The organism is Nocardia macrotermitis, from assembly GCF_009604405.1.
Lineage (GTDB): Bacteria > Actinomycetota > Actinomycetes > Mycobacteriales > Mycobacteriaceae > Nocardia > Nocardia macrotermitis.
In genome coordinates this window covers 268,228-285,053 of record NZ_WEGK01000012.1, presented here as the reverse complement: position 1 = coordinate 285,053, position 16,826 = coordinate 268,228, and the positions used below count along the sequence as shown (strand labels likewise).

Genomic DNA, 16,826 nt, shown 5'->3' with positions numbered 1-16,826 from the left:
GCCTCGCTGCCGAGCGCGGATTCACCTCCGGTGCAGTCGATTTCCTCTTCATCGGTCACTTCGAGGACGTGCGTCCACCGGCCCTGTTGTCGTCGGCTGCCCGCGTTGTTGATCGATCCCTGCGCGGCGTCGTCACCGAAGTTCTTGGTATCGGGGCCAGATTCGCATTTCAGATGGCGGTGGTGCCGCCGTCGGCGACCAGTTCCAGGCCGTTGACGTAGCTGGAGTCCTGGGAGGCGAGGAACAGGGCGACGGTGGCGATCTCTTCGGGGCGGCCCATCTGTCCGCGGGGGATGAGGGACTCGAACGCGGCCTTGGTCGCCTCGTCGAAGAGTTCTTCCTGTTTGGCGGTGGCGACCTGGCCGGGGGTCAGGACGTTGACCCGGATCCCGCGGTCGCGCAGTTCGTTGAGCCAGACGCGGGCCCAAGCCTGTTGTACGGCTTTGCTTCCCGCGTAGAGGCTCCAACCGGGGAAGGCGCCGAGGGAGGCGTTGGATCCGGTCATGAGGATCGAGCCGTTGTCGTTGATCAGCGGCAGCGCCTTCTGCACGGTGAACAGGGTGCCGCGCGCGTTGAGCCAGAAGGCGCGGTGGAACTGTTCCTCGGTGATCTCGCCGAGGACCGCGGGTTCGCCCATTCCGGCGCTGGCCCACAGCACGTCGATCGAGCCCTTCTCCCGCGCGACGGTGTCGTACAAGCGGTCCAGGTCGTCCAGGTCGGCCGCGTCGCCCTGGACGGCGGTGATGTTGCGGCCGATCGATGCGACGGCGTCGTCCAGTGCTTCCTGCCGCCGGGCCTGGATGAAGACGTGCGCGCCTTCCTCGACGAACAGCTTCGCCCCGGCCAGTGCCATGCCGGTGGATCCGCCGGTGATGACCGCTGTCTTGCCATCGAGCTTTCCCATGATCTTTTCTCCTGGGGTCGAGAACAGTTTGGTTATGTACACCGATCGGTTTTCTCACCGTATCGGACGGTCCAACCGGGCGCAAGCTATGTACACCGATCGGTACCCGCTGAGCTATGCTCGGTGCATGACGGAGTTGGAGAAGGGTCCGCGAGGCCAGCGTCGCGGCAGGGGAGCTCGCGAGCGCATCCTCAGCGCGTCGGAGCGACTGTTCCGCGATCAGGGCATCAACCGGACCGGTATGGACGAACTGTGCGCGGTCGCCCAGGTGTCCAAACGCACGGCCTACCAGCACTTCGCCAGCAAGGACGAACTGGTCGCCGAATACCTGCGCCGGTTCGATCCCGACGTCATGCCCGGAGTGTTCGACCGCGCCGACCTCACCCCCCGCGAACGACTCCTCGCCGCCTTCGAGATGCCCGCGTCCACACCCCTGTGCCCCTACATCGCGGCGGCCGTCGAACTCCACGACCCCCGGCACCCCGCATCCCGGTGCGCCCGCGACTACAAGACCGCCATCGCCGCGCGGCTCACCGAAACCGCCCGCGAAGCCGGCGCCACCGACCCCGAACAACTCGGCGAACAACTCGCGCTCCTGATCGACGGCGCCTCGGCCCGCACCCGAGTCATCGACGGCGATTGCTTCCCCATCGCCGCCGCTATCGCCGCCGTCCTCATCGACAATGCCATCCCCGCGTGATCCCGGTATCGATCGGTCCTGCCGCGTATCCATGGAATCCGCAGTGCGGCAACTGAATACGCGACGACGGCTCGCCTACCGCCGATGAGCCATTCCGCCACCGCCGAAGCTCCCGTCCCGATTTCGTGATCGCCGCAGGAAGGTCATGGTTCCGGGGCGATCCGTCGCGGTATGTGCGGGGGAGGGATCCGCGATAGGGGCCGTCAGTGCCGGATCTGAAATATCTCGCCGAGGGGTCGTCGCGGTGTGGGCACCTGTTGTTCGTCGGCGGGTGCGGTGCCGATGCGGACGATCACCTGCGGCGATACCGGGTGTGGCAGGAGGGCGGCGACGGTTCGCCGCCCGGCGGGTAGTTCGGTGATGTGGGTCAGTGGGCAGGTGGCGAGTCCGGCGGCGGTGCATTCGAGCAGGACCGCGGACAGCGCTTCGCCGGTGTGCAGCCACTGCGGGATCGAATCCTCGTGCGAACCGAGCACCACGAGTTCGGCGCGATCACGAATCTCGGCGCGGCGCTCGGAATGCGACGGCCGCGGGAACGCGCGGCCCACATCGACACGGGTGCGCTCCGCGTCGGAGGCCAGCGCTGCCGGGGGCACGCCCTCCACGGTGCCGGAATGTCCTGCCCACCACTGTATTTCCTGTTGATAGAACATGTCGTACTCACGAACCGCCGCGGCACGCTCGGACACCGCGGCCAGCTGCGGCCGGACCTCGGCCGCGAGAATGTCCAGGGTGAGATCGTGCGGGGTGACCAGCCGGTTCAGTGCGTGCGCCAACTCGCTCCAACCGTTCGGTGGCAGCATCGGAAGCCGGTCGGTGTGGCGGTGCTCGATGGCCGCGGCGCGCCGCGCGATGCCCGGCGGAGGGTCCGGCCAGGGCCGAAAGCCGATGGCGGCCAAGTGATCCGGCCGATCCGGTTCGGGCAGCCGATCGGTGTCGGTGTGCCAGCCCAGCGTGGCGAGCACCGTGCGGACATGGTGCAGCGCGGCGCCGCAGCTGATCACCTGCTGACGCCCGCGCGGGTCCGCGGCGGGCAGCCGCCGATCGGGATCGGAATACAGGTGCAGGCGCGCACCATCGAAGATCCACTGCCACGGCTGGGAGTTGTGCAGGGACGGAGCGCGCGCGGCCCGCCCCACCGCGGCCGCGATCGCCCGAGCGTCCGGCGCGGTGGTGATGGGGTTGCGCGCTGTCATACACCAATCCTGCGCGGCGGCGAACCCGGCGGATACGGCCGTTCGGGCCGACTACCGGGTCGATGGTCCCTTCCTGGGATCACCTGCCGATCGCTGATCCGGACACAGGTGGTCCTCCGCTACGAGCAGGCCCCGGTCAGGCCGATCGCTCGAGTGTTCCGACGCTGGATGTCCTGTCGCCCAGGGCGTGCCGCGCTTGTTCGTACTGCGTCCGGAACGCGGCGACGAGTTCGGCGACGGTCAGGTTGTCTTTGATGGCACCGATGCCCTGGCCCGCGCCCCAGATATCCCGCCACGCCTTGGCCTCGCCGAGGCCGCCGGAGCCGAAGTTCATCGTCGTGGGGTCCGACACGGGCAGGTTGTCGGGGTCCAGGCCGGCCGCTTCGATGCTGCCGCGCAGGTAGTTGCCGTGTACGCCGGTGAACAGGTTGCTGTACACGATGTCCTTGGCGGTGGAATCGACGATCATCCGCTTGTATCCGGGGGCCGCGGTGGCTTCGGCGGTCGACAGGAATGCCGAACCGATGTAAGCGAAATCGGCGCCCGCGGCCTGTGCGGCGAGGATCGAGCGACCGTGGGCGATCGCGCCGGACAGCAGCAGCGGCCCGTCGAACCATTCGCGGATCTCCTGCACCAACGCGAACGGTGATTGCGTTCCGGCGTGACCGCCCGCGCCCGCGGCCACCGCGATGATGCCGTCGGCGCCCTTCTCGATGGCCTTGTGCGCGAATTCGTTGCTGATCACGTCGTGCAGGACGATCCCGCCGTAGGAGTGCACGGCGTCGTTGATCTCCGGGCGCGCGCCCAACGATGTGATGACGATCGGCACCCGATGCTCGACGATGACGGCCATGTCGTGCTCGAGGCGATCGTTGGTGCGGTGCACGATCTGGTTGACCGCGAACGGCGCCACCACCGCGTCCGGGTGGGCCGCGGCGTGGGCAGCGGTTTCCTCGTTGATCCGATCCAGCCAATCCCCGAGCAGCGATGCCGGGCGCGCGTTGAGCGCCGGGAACGATCCGATCACCCCGGCCTGGCACTGGGCGATCACCAGTTCGGGACCGGAGGAGATGAACATCGGCGAACACACCACGGGCAGGGTGAGGCGACCGGACAGGGCGGCGGGCAAAGCCATGAGAAGTCCTTCGGCAGTGCGGAATCGACTGGGGCCCACGACCGGTCGGCCCACCAGCCGAACGTAACGCGCCCACACACCATTATGCAACAAGTTGCACAAAGGTGTGTGAGCCATCACGACCGCCGCCCACGAGCCGCACGTCCGCACGACGACCGGAGTACCGGCTCTCTACGATGTGCCGGGTGTCCCTGCAGTTCGCGATCCTGACCGCCCTGACCGAACGCGAATCGACCGGCATCGAACTCACACGCCGGTTCGATCGCGCCTTCGGCTACTTCTGGTCGGCCACACATCAGCAGATCTACCGCGAACTGGACCGCCTCCACACCAACGGCCTGGTCGCCGAGACCACACCCCAGCAGTCCACCGGCCGCGGCCAGCCCAAGCGCTTCGCGATCACACCGGACGGACGCGACGCGCTGCGCGCCTGGATCGCGCAGGTCGACAAACCCTCCCCACCCCGGGACGCGCTGATCGTCCGCGTGCGCGCCGCGGCCGCGACCGGCGAATACGAGAGCGTCCGGGACGCGGTGGCGCACCATCTCGGCCTCCACCTCGAGGCAATCGAGACCTATCAGGAGATCGAACGCCGCGACTTCTCCGCTGTCACCACCGACGCCGACCGGCTCCGGCGGCTGTTGCTCGAGGCGGGCCTGGAAACCGAACGCGCACAGGCGAATTGGTGTCGTGAGGTGCTGGACACGATCGACGCCATCGGCCGCCGCGACGCATGACGCGACTTCAGGCGCAGTGGATCAGGAACTTCGCCACGGCGGTATCGGCGGCCTTCACATCGACCCGGGCGTTCGCCACGGCATCGGGCGCACACCCCGACGGCACCGAGGTCACCGTCGCGCGGTAGCACCCCGGCGGGAATTTGCCGCTGGCCGCACCGTCGTTGCCGGTGGTCAACGTCGCCAGGGCGGCGTCCGCGGCACAACTGGTGACCCGCACCGCGACCATCGGCACCGGGAACCGCTCGGTACCGGTTCCGGCCTGCACCTTCACCGTCCCCTGCGCCGAGGCCGGCGCCGAGGAGGGCGCGGCCGAACCGCCCGGCGACGCGGAACACCCCGCGACGGGCACCGTGAGCAGGATCGCGGCCAGTGCGGACAACGCGGAGAGCGTGCGGCGCATCCCGGTTCCTTCCGATCGATTCAGGAGGCGAACCCCGCCGCCCGCGCCAACTGTAAGCCCTCCCCGTGCCCGATTCGCGGCATGACACCGCGGACCGCTCGGCCTCGAACGAATCCCGAATCCGCTCCAGCGGCCGCGTCACCAGCGCCAATACACTCGCTTGCCGGAGCGTGCCCGATGTCGTGACCTGACGCCGCGGCTCATATGCGCCGCCGGTCCCCGGTCCGGGCGTCTCGAGATGTTTTGTCCGCTATTCCGGAATATCCCGATAGTCACTGCGCCACAGTCGTATTCGAAATGTTGCAGCCGGTATCGCCCGACGGGAAATCCGTATTCTCGCGCGCGAACCGTATGCGAGAGTGGACCCCGCCGCGACGCGCGGCACCGAAAATCGCTCGGCCGAAAACGGAGATCTCGAATTGACACCCGGAGACGCGATGCGGGTGGCCGCACTCGCAGTTGTCACCACCCTCACCGCCGCCGTCGTGACAACGGCCACCGGATCGGCCACCCCGCCGCCGGATCCGATCACCTCCTCCGGGCGGTCCGCGGCCACCGTGAACGCTCCCGACGGCTCCCGGATCACGAAACTCACCGTCCACGACACCCGGCGCCTGACCGTGCAGGTGCATTCGGCCGCGATGCGCCGCGACATCGCCGTCGACGTGCAACGCCCCGCCGACACCTCCACCCCGCGCCCGGTGCTGTACCTGCTCAACGGCTCCGGCGGCGGCTCCGACGGCGACAGCTGGGCCACCATGACCCACGTCCTGCAATTCCTCACCGACAAGAACGTCAACGTGGTGCAGCCGATCGGCGGCGCGTGGAGCGTGTACACCGACTGGATCAAGGATGATCCCACCCTCGGCCGCAACAAGTGGACCACCTTCTTCACCCGCGAACTACCCCCGCTGATCGACGCGGCCCTGGCCACCGACGGCCGCAACGCCATCGCCGGGCTGTCGATGGCCGGTGAATCGGTCTTCGCGCTGTCCATCGCGAGACCGGGCCTGTACCGCGCCATCGCCTCCTACAGCGGCTGCGCGCAGACCAGCGACCCGCTCGGCCAGCAGGAGATCAAGACCATGGTCTCGTTCTGGGGTCACGGCAACCCGGCCAACATGTGGGGCCCGGACAACAGCCCGCTGTGGGCGGCCAACGACCCGTACGTGCATGCCGAAAAGCTGCGTGGGACAAAGATATTCATCTCCGCCGGAACCGGGCTGCCCGGCCAGCACGACACCCTGGACAGCCCGTACCTGACCTACGGATTCACCCGCACCCCAGACACGCTGGCCAACCAGATCCTGCTCGGCGGCCTGATCGAGGCCGGGGTGAACGCCTGCACCCACCACCTGCAGGAGCGCCTGGACCAACTCGGCATCCCCGCCACCTACGACTACACCGCGACCGGAACCCACTCCTGGGGCTACTGGAACGACGCGTTCGTGCGGTCCTGGCCGGTACTCGCATCCGGACTGGGCATCTGACCGGTCCGCGCTTCCGGCTCGTCGCTCGGGCAAATTACCCGCATCCGATGCTCCCGACCACGTGACGTCGGCTCGTTACCCCGTCTATCCTCGCGGTGTGTCGTTACACAGCCCGGCACTCGGTGATGTTCAATCGGTGCCGTTGCAGTTCCAGCGAACGAGTGAAAGGTAGTAGACATGGCACTTCCCACCATGACGGCCGAGCAACGCTCCGAGGCGCTGGCGAAGGCTGCCGCCGTACGCAAGGCCCGGTCGGAGCTGATCGAGCAGATCCGCAAGGGATCGGTGTCGCTGTCGCAGGTGCTCGAGCGGGCCGACAACGAAGACCTGGTGAAGAAGACGAAGGTCGCCGCGGTCATCAAGGCGCTGCCCGGCATCGGCCCGGTCAAGGCCGCCAAACTGATGGACGAGGCCGAGATCCCCGCCGACCGTCGCATCGGCGGCCTCGGCTCCCGTCAGCGCGCCGCCCTGCTCGAGGCGATCAGCAACTGATCCCGGCGGCGCTCAGCACCCGATCAGCCCCGCGACCTGCGTGAACACCAGTGATTTGGTCCACGCGGACTGATCCGATAATCTTGCTGAGCACCACCGGTCCGGGTGGCGGAATGGCAGACGCGCTAGCTTGAGGTGCTAGTGTCCTATTAACGGACGTGGGGGTTCAAGTCCCCCTCCGGACACAGTTCGAAACGAAAGCCGTTGCATCGCAACGGCTTTCGTTGTTTCTGGACCTGACTTTCGCTCCAGGCGAAGGATCCGCGCCGCCCGCGCCCAACCCGTGGGCATGGAATACCGATCCTCGTGTCGGAAGAAGGCGCTACCACGGATGCGGGCAAATCGCCGCTTCTGTTGAGCTGGGAGCAGCACAATCTCCGGGCTAACCCAGACTGAGCACACGCGCGATTGCGGCCCGGTCGTAGACCTGGACAACGCCCGGCGTCGCTTCCAGGCCGACTACGGACTCGTCGAGGTGGGCGATGACGCCGTGCAGTCCGCCATGGGTGACGACACGATGGCCGGGGCGCAGTCGGCGGTGTAGTTCTCGTGCTCTGCGCTTCTTGTGCAGGCGGAATGCCAGGCCCAGAAGTAGCGGGATGGCCAGTGGCAGTAGGAGCGTCAACTGCTGCCACCACGGGCCGCCGGAAGCTGTCGGGGAGCCGGGCAACCCGGGAACGCCTGGCGGGAGTGCACCGAGCGTGTCTGCGAATATTGTTGGCATCGAACAGCTTTCACGCGGTTGAGATGGCCCGGTCGAGGGCATCGCGCAGGTCCCGCGGGTCCGGGAGCGGGCCGGGGCGGCCGTCGCGGTCGAAGTAGAGGCGGCAGGTGAGGGCGGGGGTCGGGTCGTCCGGCGGTGCGATGTCCACGCCGCTGATCCGGATGGTCGGTGAGCCGACGAAGGCTTCGGCCCTTGCCTCTTCGAGAGTGAGAACCTGGCGAGCTTCGATGCGTTCGGGATCGAGGCCGTGTTCCCGGAGCGCTTCCGCGAGCATGGTTTTCGCCCGGGGATGCGAGGGACAGCCGGGCCACCACAGCAATTCGATTCGGGGCGTCGGCATTACAGCGTCCACTTGATGGTGCAGCCGATCGGCTCGGTGTCGGCGATCGTGGGGCCACCGGTCAGGATGTGATCGAGCGCGGTGCGCAGCCACTGCGCGTGCAGGGAGTCGTCGTAGGCGTCGGCGTCGGGAGCGCCGTGGTAGGCGATCACCCCGTCGGGGTTCAGGACGAAGACGTCCGGAGTGTGCCGGGCGCCCCACTGGCGGGCGATTCGCTGCCCGGCGTCGAGCAGATACGGGCTCGCGAAATCGCCCTCGGTGACGCGGCGGCGGGATTCTTCGGTGGTGTCCCTCGGGCTGATCTGCGGATCGTTGCCGTTGATCTGGAGCATGCGCACTCCCGCGCCGGCGTAGTCGCGGGCCACCTGCTGGAGGCGGTCGTGCCAGCCCAGTGCCCACGGGCAGGCATTGCAGGTGAACACCACGACGGTCACCCCGTCGTGGTCGGCGTGTAGCGAGACGGGGGTTCCGCTGGTGTCGGGCAGGGTGAAATCCGGGGCTCGCATCCCGGCGCTCAGGGCAGCGGCCAGATCGGCCGGTTCCAGATGATGAGGATGAGGGCTCAGGCCGGTGATACGGCCCTGGTCGTCGAGGGTGAACTCGAAATCCATGGCCACCATCGGACCGCCGGGACCGGGCAGGCTCGCGCCGTCGGGGCCGGTGATCCGGACGGTGACCCGATGGTCGTCCCGGACCGGCAGTACGGACCACTCGCCGTCGCCGAGGCGGCGCACCGGCATCGTTCGCGCGTGCGCGAGTACGGCGTCGACTCCCTCGATGCGGCGACCCGCGAAGGTGAACACCACCGATGGGGCGAGGATCGGGCGCAGATCATCGAGAAGCGCTGCGGGGGAAAGCAGTACGTCGAACCAGCGGCGGACGCCGCCGGGTGCGCTCTCCAGGTGGATCATGGCCGATCCTTTCGTCGGAACATCTACCCGACCCACCATACCGATTATGTGACTATAGTTTCACCTATTGAAAATATGTGTCACATCACTGTGCTGTGTTCTCGGCCAGTGTCGTGAAGAAGGCGTGCGCCGGAGCCCGCCACGTCGCGCGCCGAGCGACAACCAGCTCCCGGCCGCGATCCCTGGGCCAGTCCGGACGCAGAACCTCGGCCGGCAGGCCCGGTTCGGTGATCACACATTCGCGCCAGGCGTGGACGAGTTCGGTCCAGGCGGCGAAGAACTCCTGGTCGGTGGTCGGTGCGCGCTGGTCGAATTCGTCGATGAAGCGGTCGTAGCGCTGGGCGATCGCGTCCAGATCCCAGGCCCGCTCGACCACGTCGAGGACCTCGGGATGTTCGATGCGGGAACTCAGTACCGTCACCTCGGTACCGGGTTCGGCCGACAGCGCGCTGAGGATTTCATCGTGGAATCGCCGGTGCGGTGCGAGCCAGACGCCGTTGCCGAGATAGCCCAGGCCCTCCAGGAGCATGGAGGTTCGCAGTCGGTAGCGGGAGCGTTGATCCTGCCCCTGGGTGCGCACGACGAACACCGACCACAGGCCGTCCCAATCGGTGTCATCGGCGGGTGTGTCGAGGGCTTTCGCGCCACGCAGCAGCATGACACGGGCCTGCTCGCGCAATTCCACGACCGCGCCACCGCCGCGTCGGGTGGTGGTCAGCGCACCTTCCCGGGCCGAGCGGGAGATCGCCTGGCGCACGGCCGCCGGTGAATGTCCGAGTGCGCCCAATGCCTTCACCAGAATCGCCTGGGGGACGGTCGAATTCTCCGGGGCCACATATTCGCCGAGCACCGCTACCAAGGTGCTCGCGGCGGATGCGGTGGTGGGCCGGGCGGGCGTATCGATGCTGGGCTCCTGTCGGGAATGTGAGCGTGGTGTCGGTCACGGTGCCGCCGAACACTACCGCGCGTCAACCAAGCGGAATAGCAAGACACCAGCGACCGGCCGGGAGCCTATTGGTGACGCCCGGTTCGATCCGTCGATCGCCGCGACGGTACTGGCGCGGCACACCCGTTCGGTGGGGCTGGTGGTGGGCGGTTCGGTGTTGCGGGACCATCCCTACAATCTGACGTGGCGGCTCGGATCGATCGATCATGTTGGGGCGCACAGTATTTCGGGCCCACTGAATATTCCCGAACCGCCGCAGGTCAAGCCGCCGATCTTCGTGGAACCGCCGGTGTCCGGCGAATTCGCCGAACTCGCCGGACTGGCCGATGTCCTACTCGGCGGTGGCGATGCGTTTGCCTCGACGCCGATTCGGCGGTGGCGCAGCCTCTCGGAATCGCCCCCGGCGCGTGGACTCTGGACGATGTGCGGGCCGACGCATTCGTCGATCCGGAGAATTTCGCGCAGGCCGCCCGCACTGCCGAACGCGGCAGCCTCGACGCGCTGTTCCTCGCCGACGGCCCGGCGTTGCGTGAGGATCCGCGGTTCAAGCCCGGTCGGGCGCTCGAGCCGAGCGTGATTCTGGCGACCGTCGCCGCCGAGACCGAGTAGCTGGGCCTGATCGGCACCCTGTCCACCACGTTCAACGATCCGATCGAATCGGCCGAGCGCATGCTGGCACTGGACCACGCCAGCGGCGGGCGGGTGGGCTGGAACGTGGTAACGACGTATTCGCCTGCGGCAGCGGGGAATTGCGGCGCTGCGCTCGATCGCGCAGCCGCTGCGATTGGCTTCGTGAAACGGGACGGCGCGTGAATCCCGCCGATCCCGAGGCGAGTGGGATCAGATCCACCCGTCGAGCGCTGTCAGCAAACCCTCGAAGTCATCGACGTGGACGCTGTGGCCGGTGTCGGCCACAGTGCGGGTTTCGAAGCCGGCCGATCGATACCTCTGCGCCAGCGGTGGCGGCAGCAACATACTCGGGCCGGCGAGCACGATGAGCGAGGGCGCCACGGGATACGTTGGTGCGTAGGCGGTTTCGAGATAGCGCAGGCGTGTGGTGTCGGGGTCCCAGGTGGCGAGTGCGTCGAGTTCGGCCTGTACGCTCGCCTCGCTCCATCGTGGGGACAGCGAACGCAACTGCGCGGCGTCGAGGTCCTTCATCGCCCGGATCGCCGGTTGTGCGGAGCTGAACGGGGTGTCGCCCGGATGCCAGGCGGGGTCCTCGTAGACCGCGCGCCGGGGCCACAGATGTTCGACGATCATGGCCAGCAGGACGCCACCCAGTGAGTGCCCGATCGCCAGTTCGACATCGTCCGGTGCGACCTCGAGCAGGTCGTCGGCCCACTCCTGTACATGCAACCGTGCCATCAGTCCGGAGGGCAGTCGTCGCCGCCACGAGCTGCGCGGTGCGGAGTTGGAGAGCCGGTACCCCGGGGTACTCAGCAGCATCATCGCCGCCGACCGCACCGCATCGGCGTGATCGTGAGAACTTCCTCCGGCCGGCGGGCACGATCCGGCGCGGCTAGGGAGTATCGGGCGCGTGTCGCAGCGGGGCGGCGGTGGTCACGGCGTGGGTGGAGACGCGCAGGTCGCTTCGCCGGATTTCCAGGATTCGCCCGTAGGGCAGGGTTTCCCAGTTCTCGCCGGTGGCTACACCGTTCGAGGTGACCACGGCGTCGTCGGCTCCGATGCGGTAGTGCATGCGAAAGAATTCGGGGCCGCGGCGTCGGCTCACCTCCGATTCGGGGTCCTCCTGTGCGTAGGCGTAGAGCGCGCTCTCGGTGAGCAGCAGGCAGTTGAGGCTGCCGAAATCCGCGCGGGAGCCGATGTCGGCGGCGGTGTGGGCGAGGGCATCGATGGGATCGGTGTTCTCGCCGTGCAATCGGCTGAGCACGCGCAGGAAGAAGCGTTCGGAGTCGGTGTCACCGGTTGCCCCGGCCAGGAGTTCGGGTTCGATCAGATCGTCCAGCGCCTCGCGTGGGGAGAAGAATCCGTTGTGCGCGAAGGCGAGGGTGCCCGCGACGAACGGATGGGTGTTGCCCGGCCGTACCGCGGCACCCGGGGACGCCAGGCGTAGATGCAGCAGGGCCGCGTCCGCGGTGACCCGGGTGGCGCTGCGGTAGGCCGGGCTGGCATAGGCGGGATCGGTTCCGCGCGTGAGGATCTGTTCACGGCCGCGGCGTGCGGCGATGCCCCAGCCGTCGATGTGCTCGCGGGACAGTGCGGTGAACGGTTCGAGCAGACCTTCGAGTGTTTCGGTCAACGGCCGGGGGACGCGGGTGACCACGCCGAGCAGACGACACATTCGCGAGAGCCTTTCGATCGAGTGACGCGGGGCGATTGCCCGGCGCCGGGGACGTCGGAGACGACGTTCGTTGTCAGAGGCGACGTTCGAGCACGTCCGCGGTCTTCGCCAGCGACGCGTTGACCACGATGAACACCGCGGCGGTGACCAGATAGGCGGACAGCAGGGTGTGTTCGTATTCGCCGAGCACCTGCGCGCGGTGCAGCAGTTCCAGGAAGCTGACCACATAGCCGAGGGTGGAGTCCTTGAGCAGTCGCACGAGTTGACTGACCAGTGCCGGGACGAGCCGCCGAATCGCCTGCGGCAGCACGACATAGCGCATCGACTGCCATCGGGTGAGCCCCAGGCTCGCGGCGGCCTCGCCCTGCCCGGGGTCCAGCGCCGCCACGCCCGCCCGGACGAGTTCGGCGATCACCGCCGCATTGGTCAGCGCGATGGGAATCACCAACTGCCAGAACGGCGGCAAGCCGATGCCGAGGCGGGGCAGACCGAACAGGAACAGATACAACAACAGCAGCAGCGGTGTCGCCCGCAGCAGTTCGGTGCACAGGCGCGAGAACACCCGCGGCAGTGCGTTGCGGGTCAACCGCATCAGAGCGAACACGCCGCCGAGCGGAAAGGCCAGCGCCGCGGCTACCGCGGTGACCAGCAGGGTGTTCACCGCGCCGGTCAGCAGATATCGGCAGATCGGCGCGAGCGTGTACACCCGCCACTGGTCGGCCGACAGCTGACCGTGCGCGGCGAACTGGCGAATCACGAAGGCCGCCAAGGCGATCAGTGCGAGTGTCGCGAGTGTGGTGGCGATCCGGATCCGGCGGCGTCCCCGGGGGCCGGGTGCGTCGAAAAGCGTTTCCTCGGTGCGTGATTCGCTCACACGCGGGTGTTTGCGTTCGGCGACCAGTGTCGTCATCGGTGGATCGCCACCCTCTCCTCGATGCGGCCTGCGACGAGTCCGGCGGTGAGCGCGATCACCACGTAGATCGCCGCGACGATCACGAAGGAGGTCAGCGGACTACCGGCCTGATTGGCCTGCTGTTGATACCAGAACGTGAGTTCGGAGACCCCGGCCGCGGCCGCCAGCGCGGTCGCCAGGGCCGATCCGATGAATATGTTGGCCAGCGGCTGGACCATCGTGCGCAGGGCCTGCGGCAGGATGACCAGTCCAAGGCACTGGCCCAGCGACATGCCCAGCGCACGAGCGGCCTCGACCTGACCGCGCGGGACGGTCCGCACGCCGCTGCGCACCACCTCGCAGACGAAGGCCGCCCAGTACAGCGCCATCGCGAGCGCGGCGTTGTAGTACAGCGGGATGAGCAGTCCCACGGTGGGCAGGCCGAAGGTGAACAGCACCAACAGCACCAGCAGGGGCACGTTGCGGAATACCGTGACGTAGGCGGTGGCCGCGGCGCGCAGTGGCGGCACCGGGCCGATCCGGCATATCGCCAGCAGTATGCCGAGTGCGAGTGCGCCCAGATAGGTCAGTACGACCAGGCCGAGCGTTCGTTCCAGGGCCGGGCCCAGATCCGCCCAAATCACCTCGGATCTTCCTTCCTCGTTCTGTTCTGCGTTGTGCTCGAAGGGATTTCGCCGGTCAGCTGCCCGCGACCGAGCCGATGACCGGGGGAGCGGGGACCGGGCCGGGCAGGATCGCGCCGACGGTGGCCTGCCACAGGGCCGCCCACTCACCGTCGGCTTCGATCTTCTTCAGCCAGTTGTTCACGAAGGTCTTCATCTCCGGGTGGTTCAGCGGCAGGCCGATGCCGTAGGGCTCGGTGGTGAACGGCTGGCCGACCACCTTCACCTTGTCCGGCTCCCGGTACGCATCACCCAGCAGAATCGCCTGATCCAGTACGTACGCGTCGGCGCGGCCCTGTTGCACGGCCTGCACGCACTGCGAATTCGTATCGAACAGCACCAGCTCGGCCCCGGGCGCGTGCTCCTTGATGTCCTGTGCGGCAGTGGAACTGGACTCGGTGCAGACCTTCCTGCCGTTCAGGTCGGCGACCTTCGTGATCGAGTTGTCCGCCTTCTTCACCAGGATCGCATCGCCCGAGGAGTAGTACGGACCGGCGAATCCGACCAGCTGCGCGCGTTTGGCATTGATGGTGTAGGTCGCGAAAACCGTGTCCACGGCGCCGTTCTGGAGCAGCGCCTCGCGGTTGGCGACCTGCACCTGCGTCAGCTTGATATCGGTCTTGCCGGTGATGTATTTGGCCAGCATTGCCGCGAGCCCGGCGTCGAAGCCGGTCGTCCTACCGGTCATCGGGTCCGTCAGGGAGAACACCGCCGCGGTATCGGTGCCGCCCACGACGAGCTGGCCGCGCGCCTTGATCGTCGCCATCAGACTGCCCTCGGGCATCTCCGAGGCGTCGGCGACCGGTGCGGTGTCCAGGACATGTTGGTAGGCATCGGAATTCGCGGCGCCGCCGGATCCTGCGGCGGCGGGCAGGGACGATGATCCACAGGCGGTCATCAGCAGGGCGGTGGCGGTGGCCAGGATGGCGGCGGGCAGCGTGCGGCGCGGCACGGACGGGCTCATGGGCGTGCTCTTTCGACGGTCGACGGGATGGCCGAAACAGGTGAGATCTGCTTCGACGTGCGAAATATGTTCAGCGGGTGTGAATTTCAGTGTGTGAGGATCTTGGAGAGGAACTCGCGGGCGCGATCGGTGCGCGGTCCGGCGAAGAAGTCCTGCGGTGGTGCGGATTCCACGATCCGTCCGGCGTCGATGAACACCACCCGGTCCGCGACGCGGCGGGCGAATCCCATTTCGTGGGTGACCACGAGCATGGTCATCCCTTCGCGTGCGAGTTCGCTCATCACGTCCAGGACCTCGTTGGTCATTTCCGGATCCAGTGCGGAGGTCGGTTCGTCGAACAGCAGCACCCGGGGTTCCATGGCCAGGGCGCGGGCGATCGCGACCCGCTGCTGCTGGCCGCCGGACAGCTGCGCGGGATAGGCCGCGGCCTTATCGGCCAGACCCACCCGGGCGAGCAGTTCGTGCGCGCGCTCGATCGCCCGCTCCTTCGGCACGCCCTTCACGCGTACCGGGGCCAGGGTGATGTTCTCCAGTACCGTCTTGTGCCCGAAGAGGTTGAAGGACTGGAACACCATGCCCACCTGTGCCCGCATCCGTGCCAGCTCGCGTCCCTCCAGGGGCATCGGGACGCCGTCCAGCAGGATCTCCCCGGCATCGATCGTCTCGAGCCGGTTGACGCAGCGGATCAGCGTCGATTTACCGGAACCGGACGCGCCGAGCAGCACGACCACCTCCCCGGCGCGCAGCTCGAGATCGATGCCGTGGAGCACCTGATGCGCCCCGAACGACTTGTCGACCCCGCCGAGGCGGAGCAGTGGTTGTGATGGGGAATCGGAAGGCATGTACGAAGCATGACGACGCGGGAACCGTTGGTCCAATGAAGGTTTCGTCGCCTTCGTGTGGAATTTGTTTATGAGTGGGCTTAGCCTGGCCCGATGTACGACCCACGGCAGCTTCAGGTTCTGGTCGAGGTCGCTCGCAGCGGCACCTTCACCGGCGCGGCGGATGCGCTCGGCTACACCCAGCCCGCTGTCAGCTACCAGATACGAACGCTGGAACGCGCTGTGGGAGCGCCTCTTACGAGCCGGTACGGACGCCGGGTCCGGCTGACTCCCGTGGGTGCGGCGCTGGCGCGCCACGCCGAGACCGTGCTCGCCACGCTGCGCACCGCTCAGAACGAGCTGGCCTCGCTGGTGTCGGCGGGCGGGGGACAGGTGCGGATGTCGGCCTTCCAAAGTGGTTGTGTCGGACTGGTTCCCGCTGCGCTGGCCAGGCTGCGGCGCACCCATCCCGAACTCGAGGTCGTGCTGACCCAGACCGAGTGCGGGATCTCGCATCGACTGGTGCTCAGCGGTGAAGTGGATCTCGCGGTGGTCTGTGACCTGGACGATGCGGAGAATCCGCCCGACCCACGGCTGCAACGCATTCCGCTGCTCAGCGATCAACGCTGCGTGCTGCTGCCCGCCGACCATCCCGCGGCCGACGCGGCCTCGGTGTCGCTCGCCGATCTCTCCGGGGAACGCTGGATTCTGGAAACCGTCCGCACCCGCTTCCTGGCAGCGTGCCGGGAGGCCGGATTCACCCCGCGAATCGCGGCGACATCGGACGACCAGCTCACCATCCACGCGTTGGTGGCGAATCGGATCGGGCTGGCCATCATGAACGAGCTCGGCGTCGCCGCGCATACCCACCCCCAGGTCGTGGCCCGGCCGCTACGCGGGTGGCCGACTCGAAACATCTACGCCATGCTGTGGCCGGATCTGCTGAAGTCCGCGCAGGTTTCCGCGATGATCTCCGCGCTCGGTGCGGCAGCGGGCGCGCTGGGGCTGGGCGCGGGGCCCGAACTCACCGGAGATTCGACTCACCCCGATCGAGACCGCTGACCGCCCAACGTATCTGCTCGAAAATCAGTTCGTGTCCGGTTGTCACCGGTAGCGGCGTCCTGCGTGTGCGGTCGTGTATGCCGTTGTGGGCGTGGGGGATTCGACTCACCATGATCGATAC

General features: G+C 67.6%; 19 protein-coding genes, 1 tRNA gene and 1 pseudogene. 7 read left to right on the top strand and 14 right to left on the bottom strand.

The window, feature by feature from the left end; all coding sequences use genetic code 11:
* Window positions 1-169: 169 nt before the first annotated feature.
* Window positions 170-904: an SDR family NAD(P)-dependent oxidoreductase gene (locus NRB20_RS26525; protein ID WP_153413634.1), complete on the bottom strand. Its 735-nt coding sequence runs from the start codon at window positions 902-904 to the stop codon at window positions 170-172.
* Window positions 905-1,031: 127 nt separating this feature from the next.
* Between NRB20_RS26525 and NRB20_RS26520 the strand changes: the two genes are divergently transcribed.
* Window positions 1,032-1,604 (top strand): TetR/AcrR family transcriptional regulator, encoded by a 573-nt coding sequence (locus NRB20_RS26520; RefSeq protein WP_153413632.1) that lies wholly within the window; start codon window positions 1,032-1,034, stop codon window positions 1,602-1,604.
* Between the two features lie 203 nt (window positions 1,605-1,807).
* Here NRB20_RS26520 and NRB20_RS26515 read toward each other — a convergent pair whose 3' ends face one another.
* Entirely contained in the window at window positions 1,808-2,800 is a 993-nt protein-coding gene (locus NRB20_RS26515) for an Acg family FMN-binding oxidoreductase (RefSeq protein ID WP_153413630.1), read from the bottom strand.
* Between the two features lie 136 nt (window positions 2,801-2,936).
* The gene (locus NRB20_RS26510; protein ID WP_153413629.1) at window positions 2,937-3,935 is read right to left on the bottom strand and encodes an NAD(P)H-dependent flavin oxidoreductase; all 999 of its coding nucleotides are present in this window, start codon (window positions 3,933-3,935) and stop codon (window positions 2,937-2,939) included.
* A gap of 185 nt (window positions 3,936-4,120) precedes the next feature.
* Between NRB20_RS26510 and NRB20_RS26505 the strand changes: the two genes are divergently transcribed.
* Entirely contained in the window at window positions 4,121-4,672 is a 552-nt protein-coding gene (locus tag NRB20_RS26505) for a PadR family transcriptional regulator (protein ID WP_319945423.1), read from the top strand.
* Between the two features lie 7 nt (window positions 4,673-4,679).
* Here NRB20_RS26505 and NRB20_RS26500 read toward each other — a convergent pair whose 3' ends face one another.
* Window positions 4,680-5,075, bottom strand: coding sequence for a hypothetical protein (locus tag NRB20_RS26500; protein ID WP_153413625.1), 396 nt, complete (start codon window positions 5,073-5,075; stop codon window positions 4,680-4,682).
* A 437-nt stretch (window positions 5,076-5,512) separates the two neighbouring features.
* On the opposite strand from NRB20_RS26500, the gene NRB20_RS26495 reads away from it, so the two are divergent.
* The 3 genes from NRB20_RS26495 to NRB20_RS26485 all read left to right on the top strand — a co-directional run bounded on the left by NRB20_RS26495 (window position 5,513) and on the right by NRB20_RS26485 (window position 7,242).
* Window positions 5,513-6,565 carry an alpha/beta hydrolase gene (locus NRB20_RS26495; RefSeq protein ID WP_153413793.1) on the top strand — a complete coding sequence of 351 codons (1,053 nt, stop codon included), beginning with the start codon at window positions 5,513-5,515 and terminating at the stop codon, window positions 6,563-6,565.
* Window positions 6,566-6,742: 177 nt separating this feature from the next.
* Window positions 6,743-7,057 carry an integration host factor, actinobacterial type gene (gene mihF / locus NRB20_RS26490; RefSeq protein WP_153413623.1) on the top strand — a complete coding sequence of 105 codons (315 nt, stop codon included), beginning with the start codon at window positions 6,743-6,745 and terminating at the stop codon, window positions 7,055-7,057.
* A 99-nt stretch (window positions 7,058-7,156) separates the two neighbouring features.
* Window positions 7,157-7,242: transfer RNA gene (locus tag NRB20_RS26485), tRNA-Leu, on the top strand.
* A 197-nt stretch (window positions 7,243-7,439) separates the two neighbouring features.
* Here NRB20_RS26485 and NRB20_RS37690 read toward each other — a convergent pair.
* From NRB20_RS37690 to NRB20_RS26465, 4 genes are all read right to left on the bottom strand, one after another.
* A complete protein-coding gene (locus tag NRB20_RS37690) occupies window positions 7,440-7,682 on the bottom strand; it encodes a preprotein translocase subunit YajC (protein ID WP_194290016.1) in 243 nt (80 codons plus the stop codon).
* A gap of 109 nt (window positions 7,683-7,791) precedes the next feature.
* Window positions 7,792-8,121: a thioredoxin domain-containing protein gene (locus tag NRB20_RS26475; RefSeq protein ID WP_153413619.1), complete on the bottom strand. Its 330-nt coding sequence runs from the start codon at window positions 8,119-8,121 to the stop codon at window positions 7,792-7,794.
* Window positions 8,121-9,032 (bottom strand): redoxin domain-containing protein, encoded by a 912-nt coding sequence (locus NRB20_RS26470; RefSeq protein WP_194290015.1) that lies wholly within the window; start codon window positions 9,030-9,032, stop codon window positions 8,121-8,123. The genes NRB20_RS26475 and NRB20_RS26470 overlap by 1 nt, the downstream gene beginning before the upstream one ends.
* A gap of 85 nt (window positions 9,033-9,117) precedes the next feature.
* Window positions 9,118-9,891 (bottom strand): PaaX family transcriptional regulator, encoded by a 774-nt coding sequence (locus tag NRB20_RS26465; RefSeq protein WP_153413615.1) that lies wholly within the window; start codon window positions 9,889-9,891, stop codon window positions 9,118-9,120.
* A gap of 462 nt (window positions 9,892-10,353) precedes the next feature.
* Between NRB20_RS26465 and NRB20_RS26460 the strand changes: the two are divergent.
* Window positions 10,354-10,740: pseudogene (locus NRB20_RS26460) on the top strand (LLM class flavin-dependent oxidoreductase); the annotation flags it as partial.
* 78 nt (window positions 10,741-10,818) lie between these two features.
* Here the strand turns inward: NRB20_RS26460 and NRB20_RS26455 are convergent.
* The 6 genes from NRB20_RS26455 to NRB20_RS26430 form a co-directional block, all read right to left on the bottom strand.
* Entirely contained in the window at window positions 10,819-11,430 is a 612-nt protein-coding gene (locus NRB20_RS26455; protein WP_153413614.1) for an alpha/beta hydrolase, read from the bottom strand.
* Between the two features lie 70 nt (window positions 11,431-11,500).
* Window positions 11,501-12,283, bottom strand: a complete 783-nt coding sequence (locus tag NRB20_RS26450) for a class II glutamine amidotransferase (RefSeq protein WP_153413612.1) — start codon at window positions 12,281-12,283, stop codon at window positions 11,501-11,503.
* Window positions 12,284-12,356: 73 nt separating this feature from the next.
* Window positions 12,357-13,193, bottom strand: coding sequence for an amino acid ABC transporter permease (locus tag NRB20_RS26445; RefSeq protein ID WP_153413610.1), 837 nt, complete (start codon window positions 13,191-13,193; stop codon window positions 12,357-12,359).
* The gene (locus tag NRB20_RS26440) at window positions 13,190-13,819 is read right to left on the bottom strand and encodes an amino acid ABC transporter permease (protein WP_319945422.1); all 630 of its coding nucleotides are present in this window, start codon (window positions 13,817-13,819) and stop codon (window positions 13,190-13,192) included. The genes NRB20_RS26445 and NRB20_RS26440 overlap by 4 nt, the downstream gene beginning before the upstream one ends.
* 55 nt (window positions 13,820-13,874) lie before the next feature.
* Window positions 13,875-14,822, bottom strand: a complete 948-nt coding sequence (locus NRB20_RS26435; RefSeq protein ID WP_153413608.1) for a glutamate ABC transporter substrate-binding protein — start codon at window positions 14,820-14,822, stop codon at window positions 13,875-13,877.
* Window positions 14,823-14,908: 86 nt separating this feature from the next.
* Window positions 14,909-15,637, bottom strand: coding sequence for an amino acid ABC transporter ATP-binding protein (locus tag NRB20_RS26430; protein ID WP_153413789.1), 729 nt, complete (start codon window positions 15,635-15,637; stop codon window positions 14,909-14,911).
* Between the two features lie 120 nt (window positions 15,638-15,757).
* On the opposite strand from NRB20_RS26430, the gene NRB20_RS26425 reads away from it, so the two are divergent.
* Window positions 15,758-16,705, top strand: coding sequence for a LysR family transcriptional regulator (locus NRB20_RS26425; protein ID WP_153413606.1), 948 nt, complete (start codon window positions 15,758-15,760; stop codon window positions 16,703-16,705).
* The last annotated feature ends 121 nt before the right edge of the window (window positions 16,706-16,826 follow it).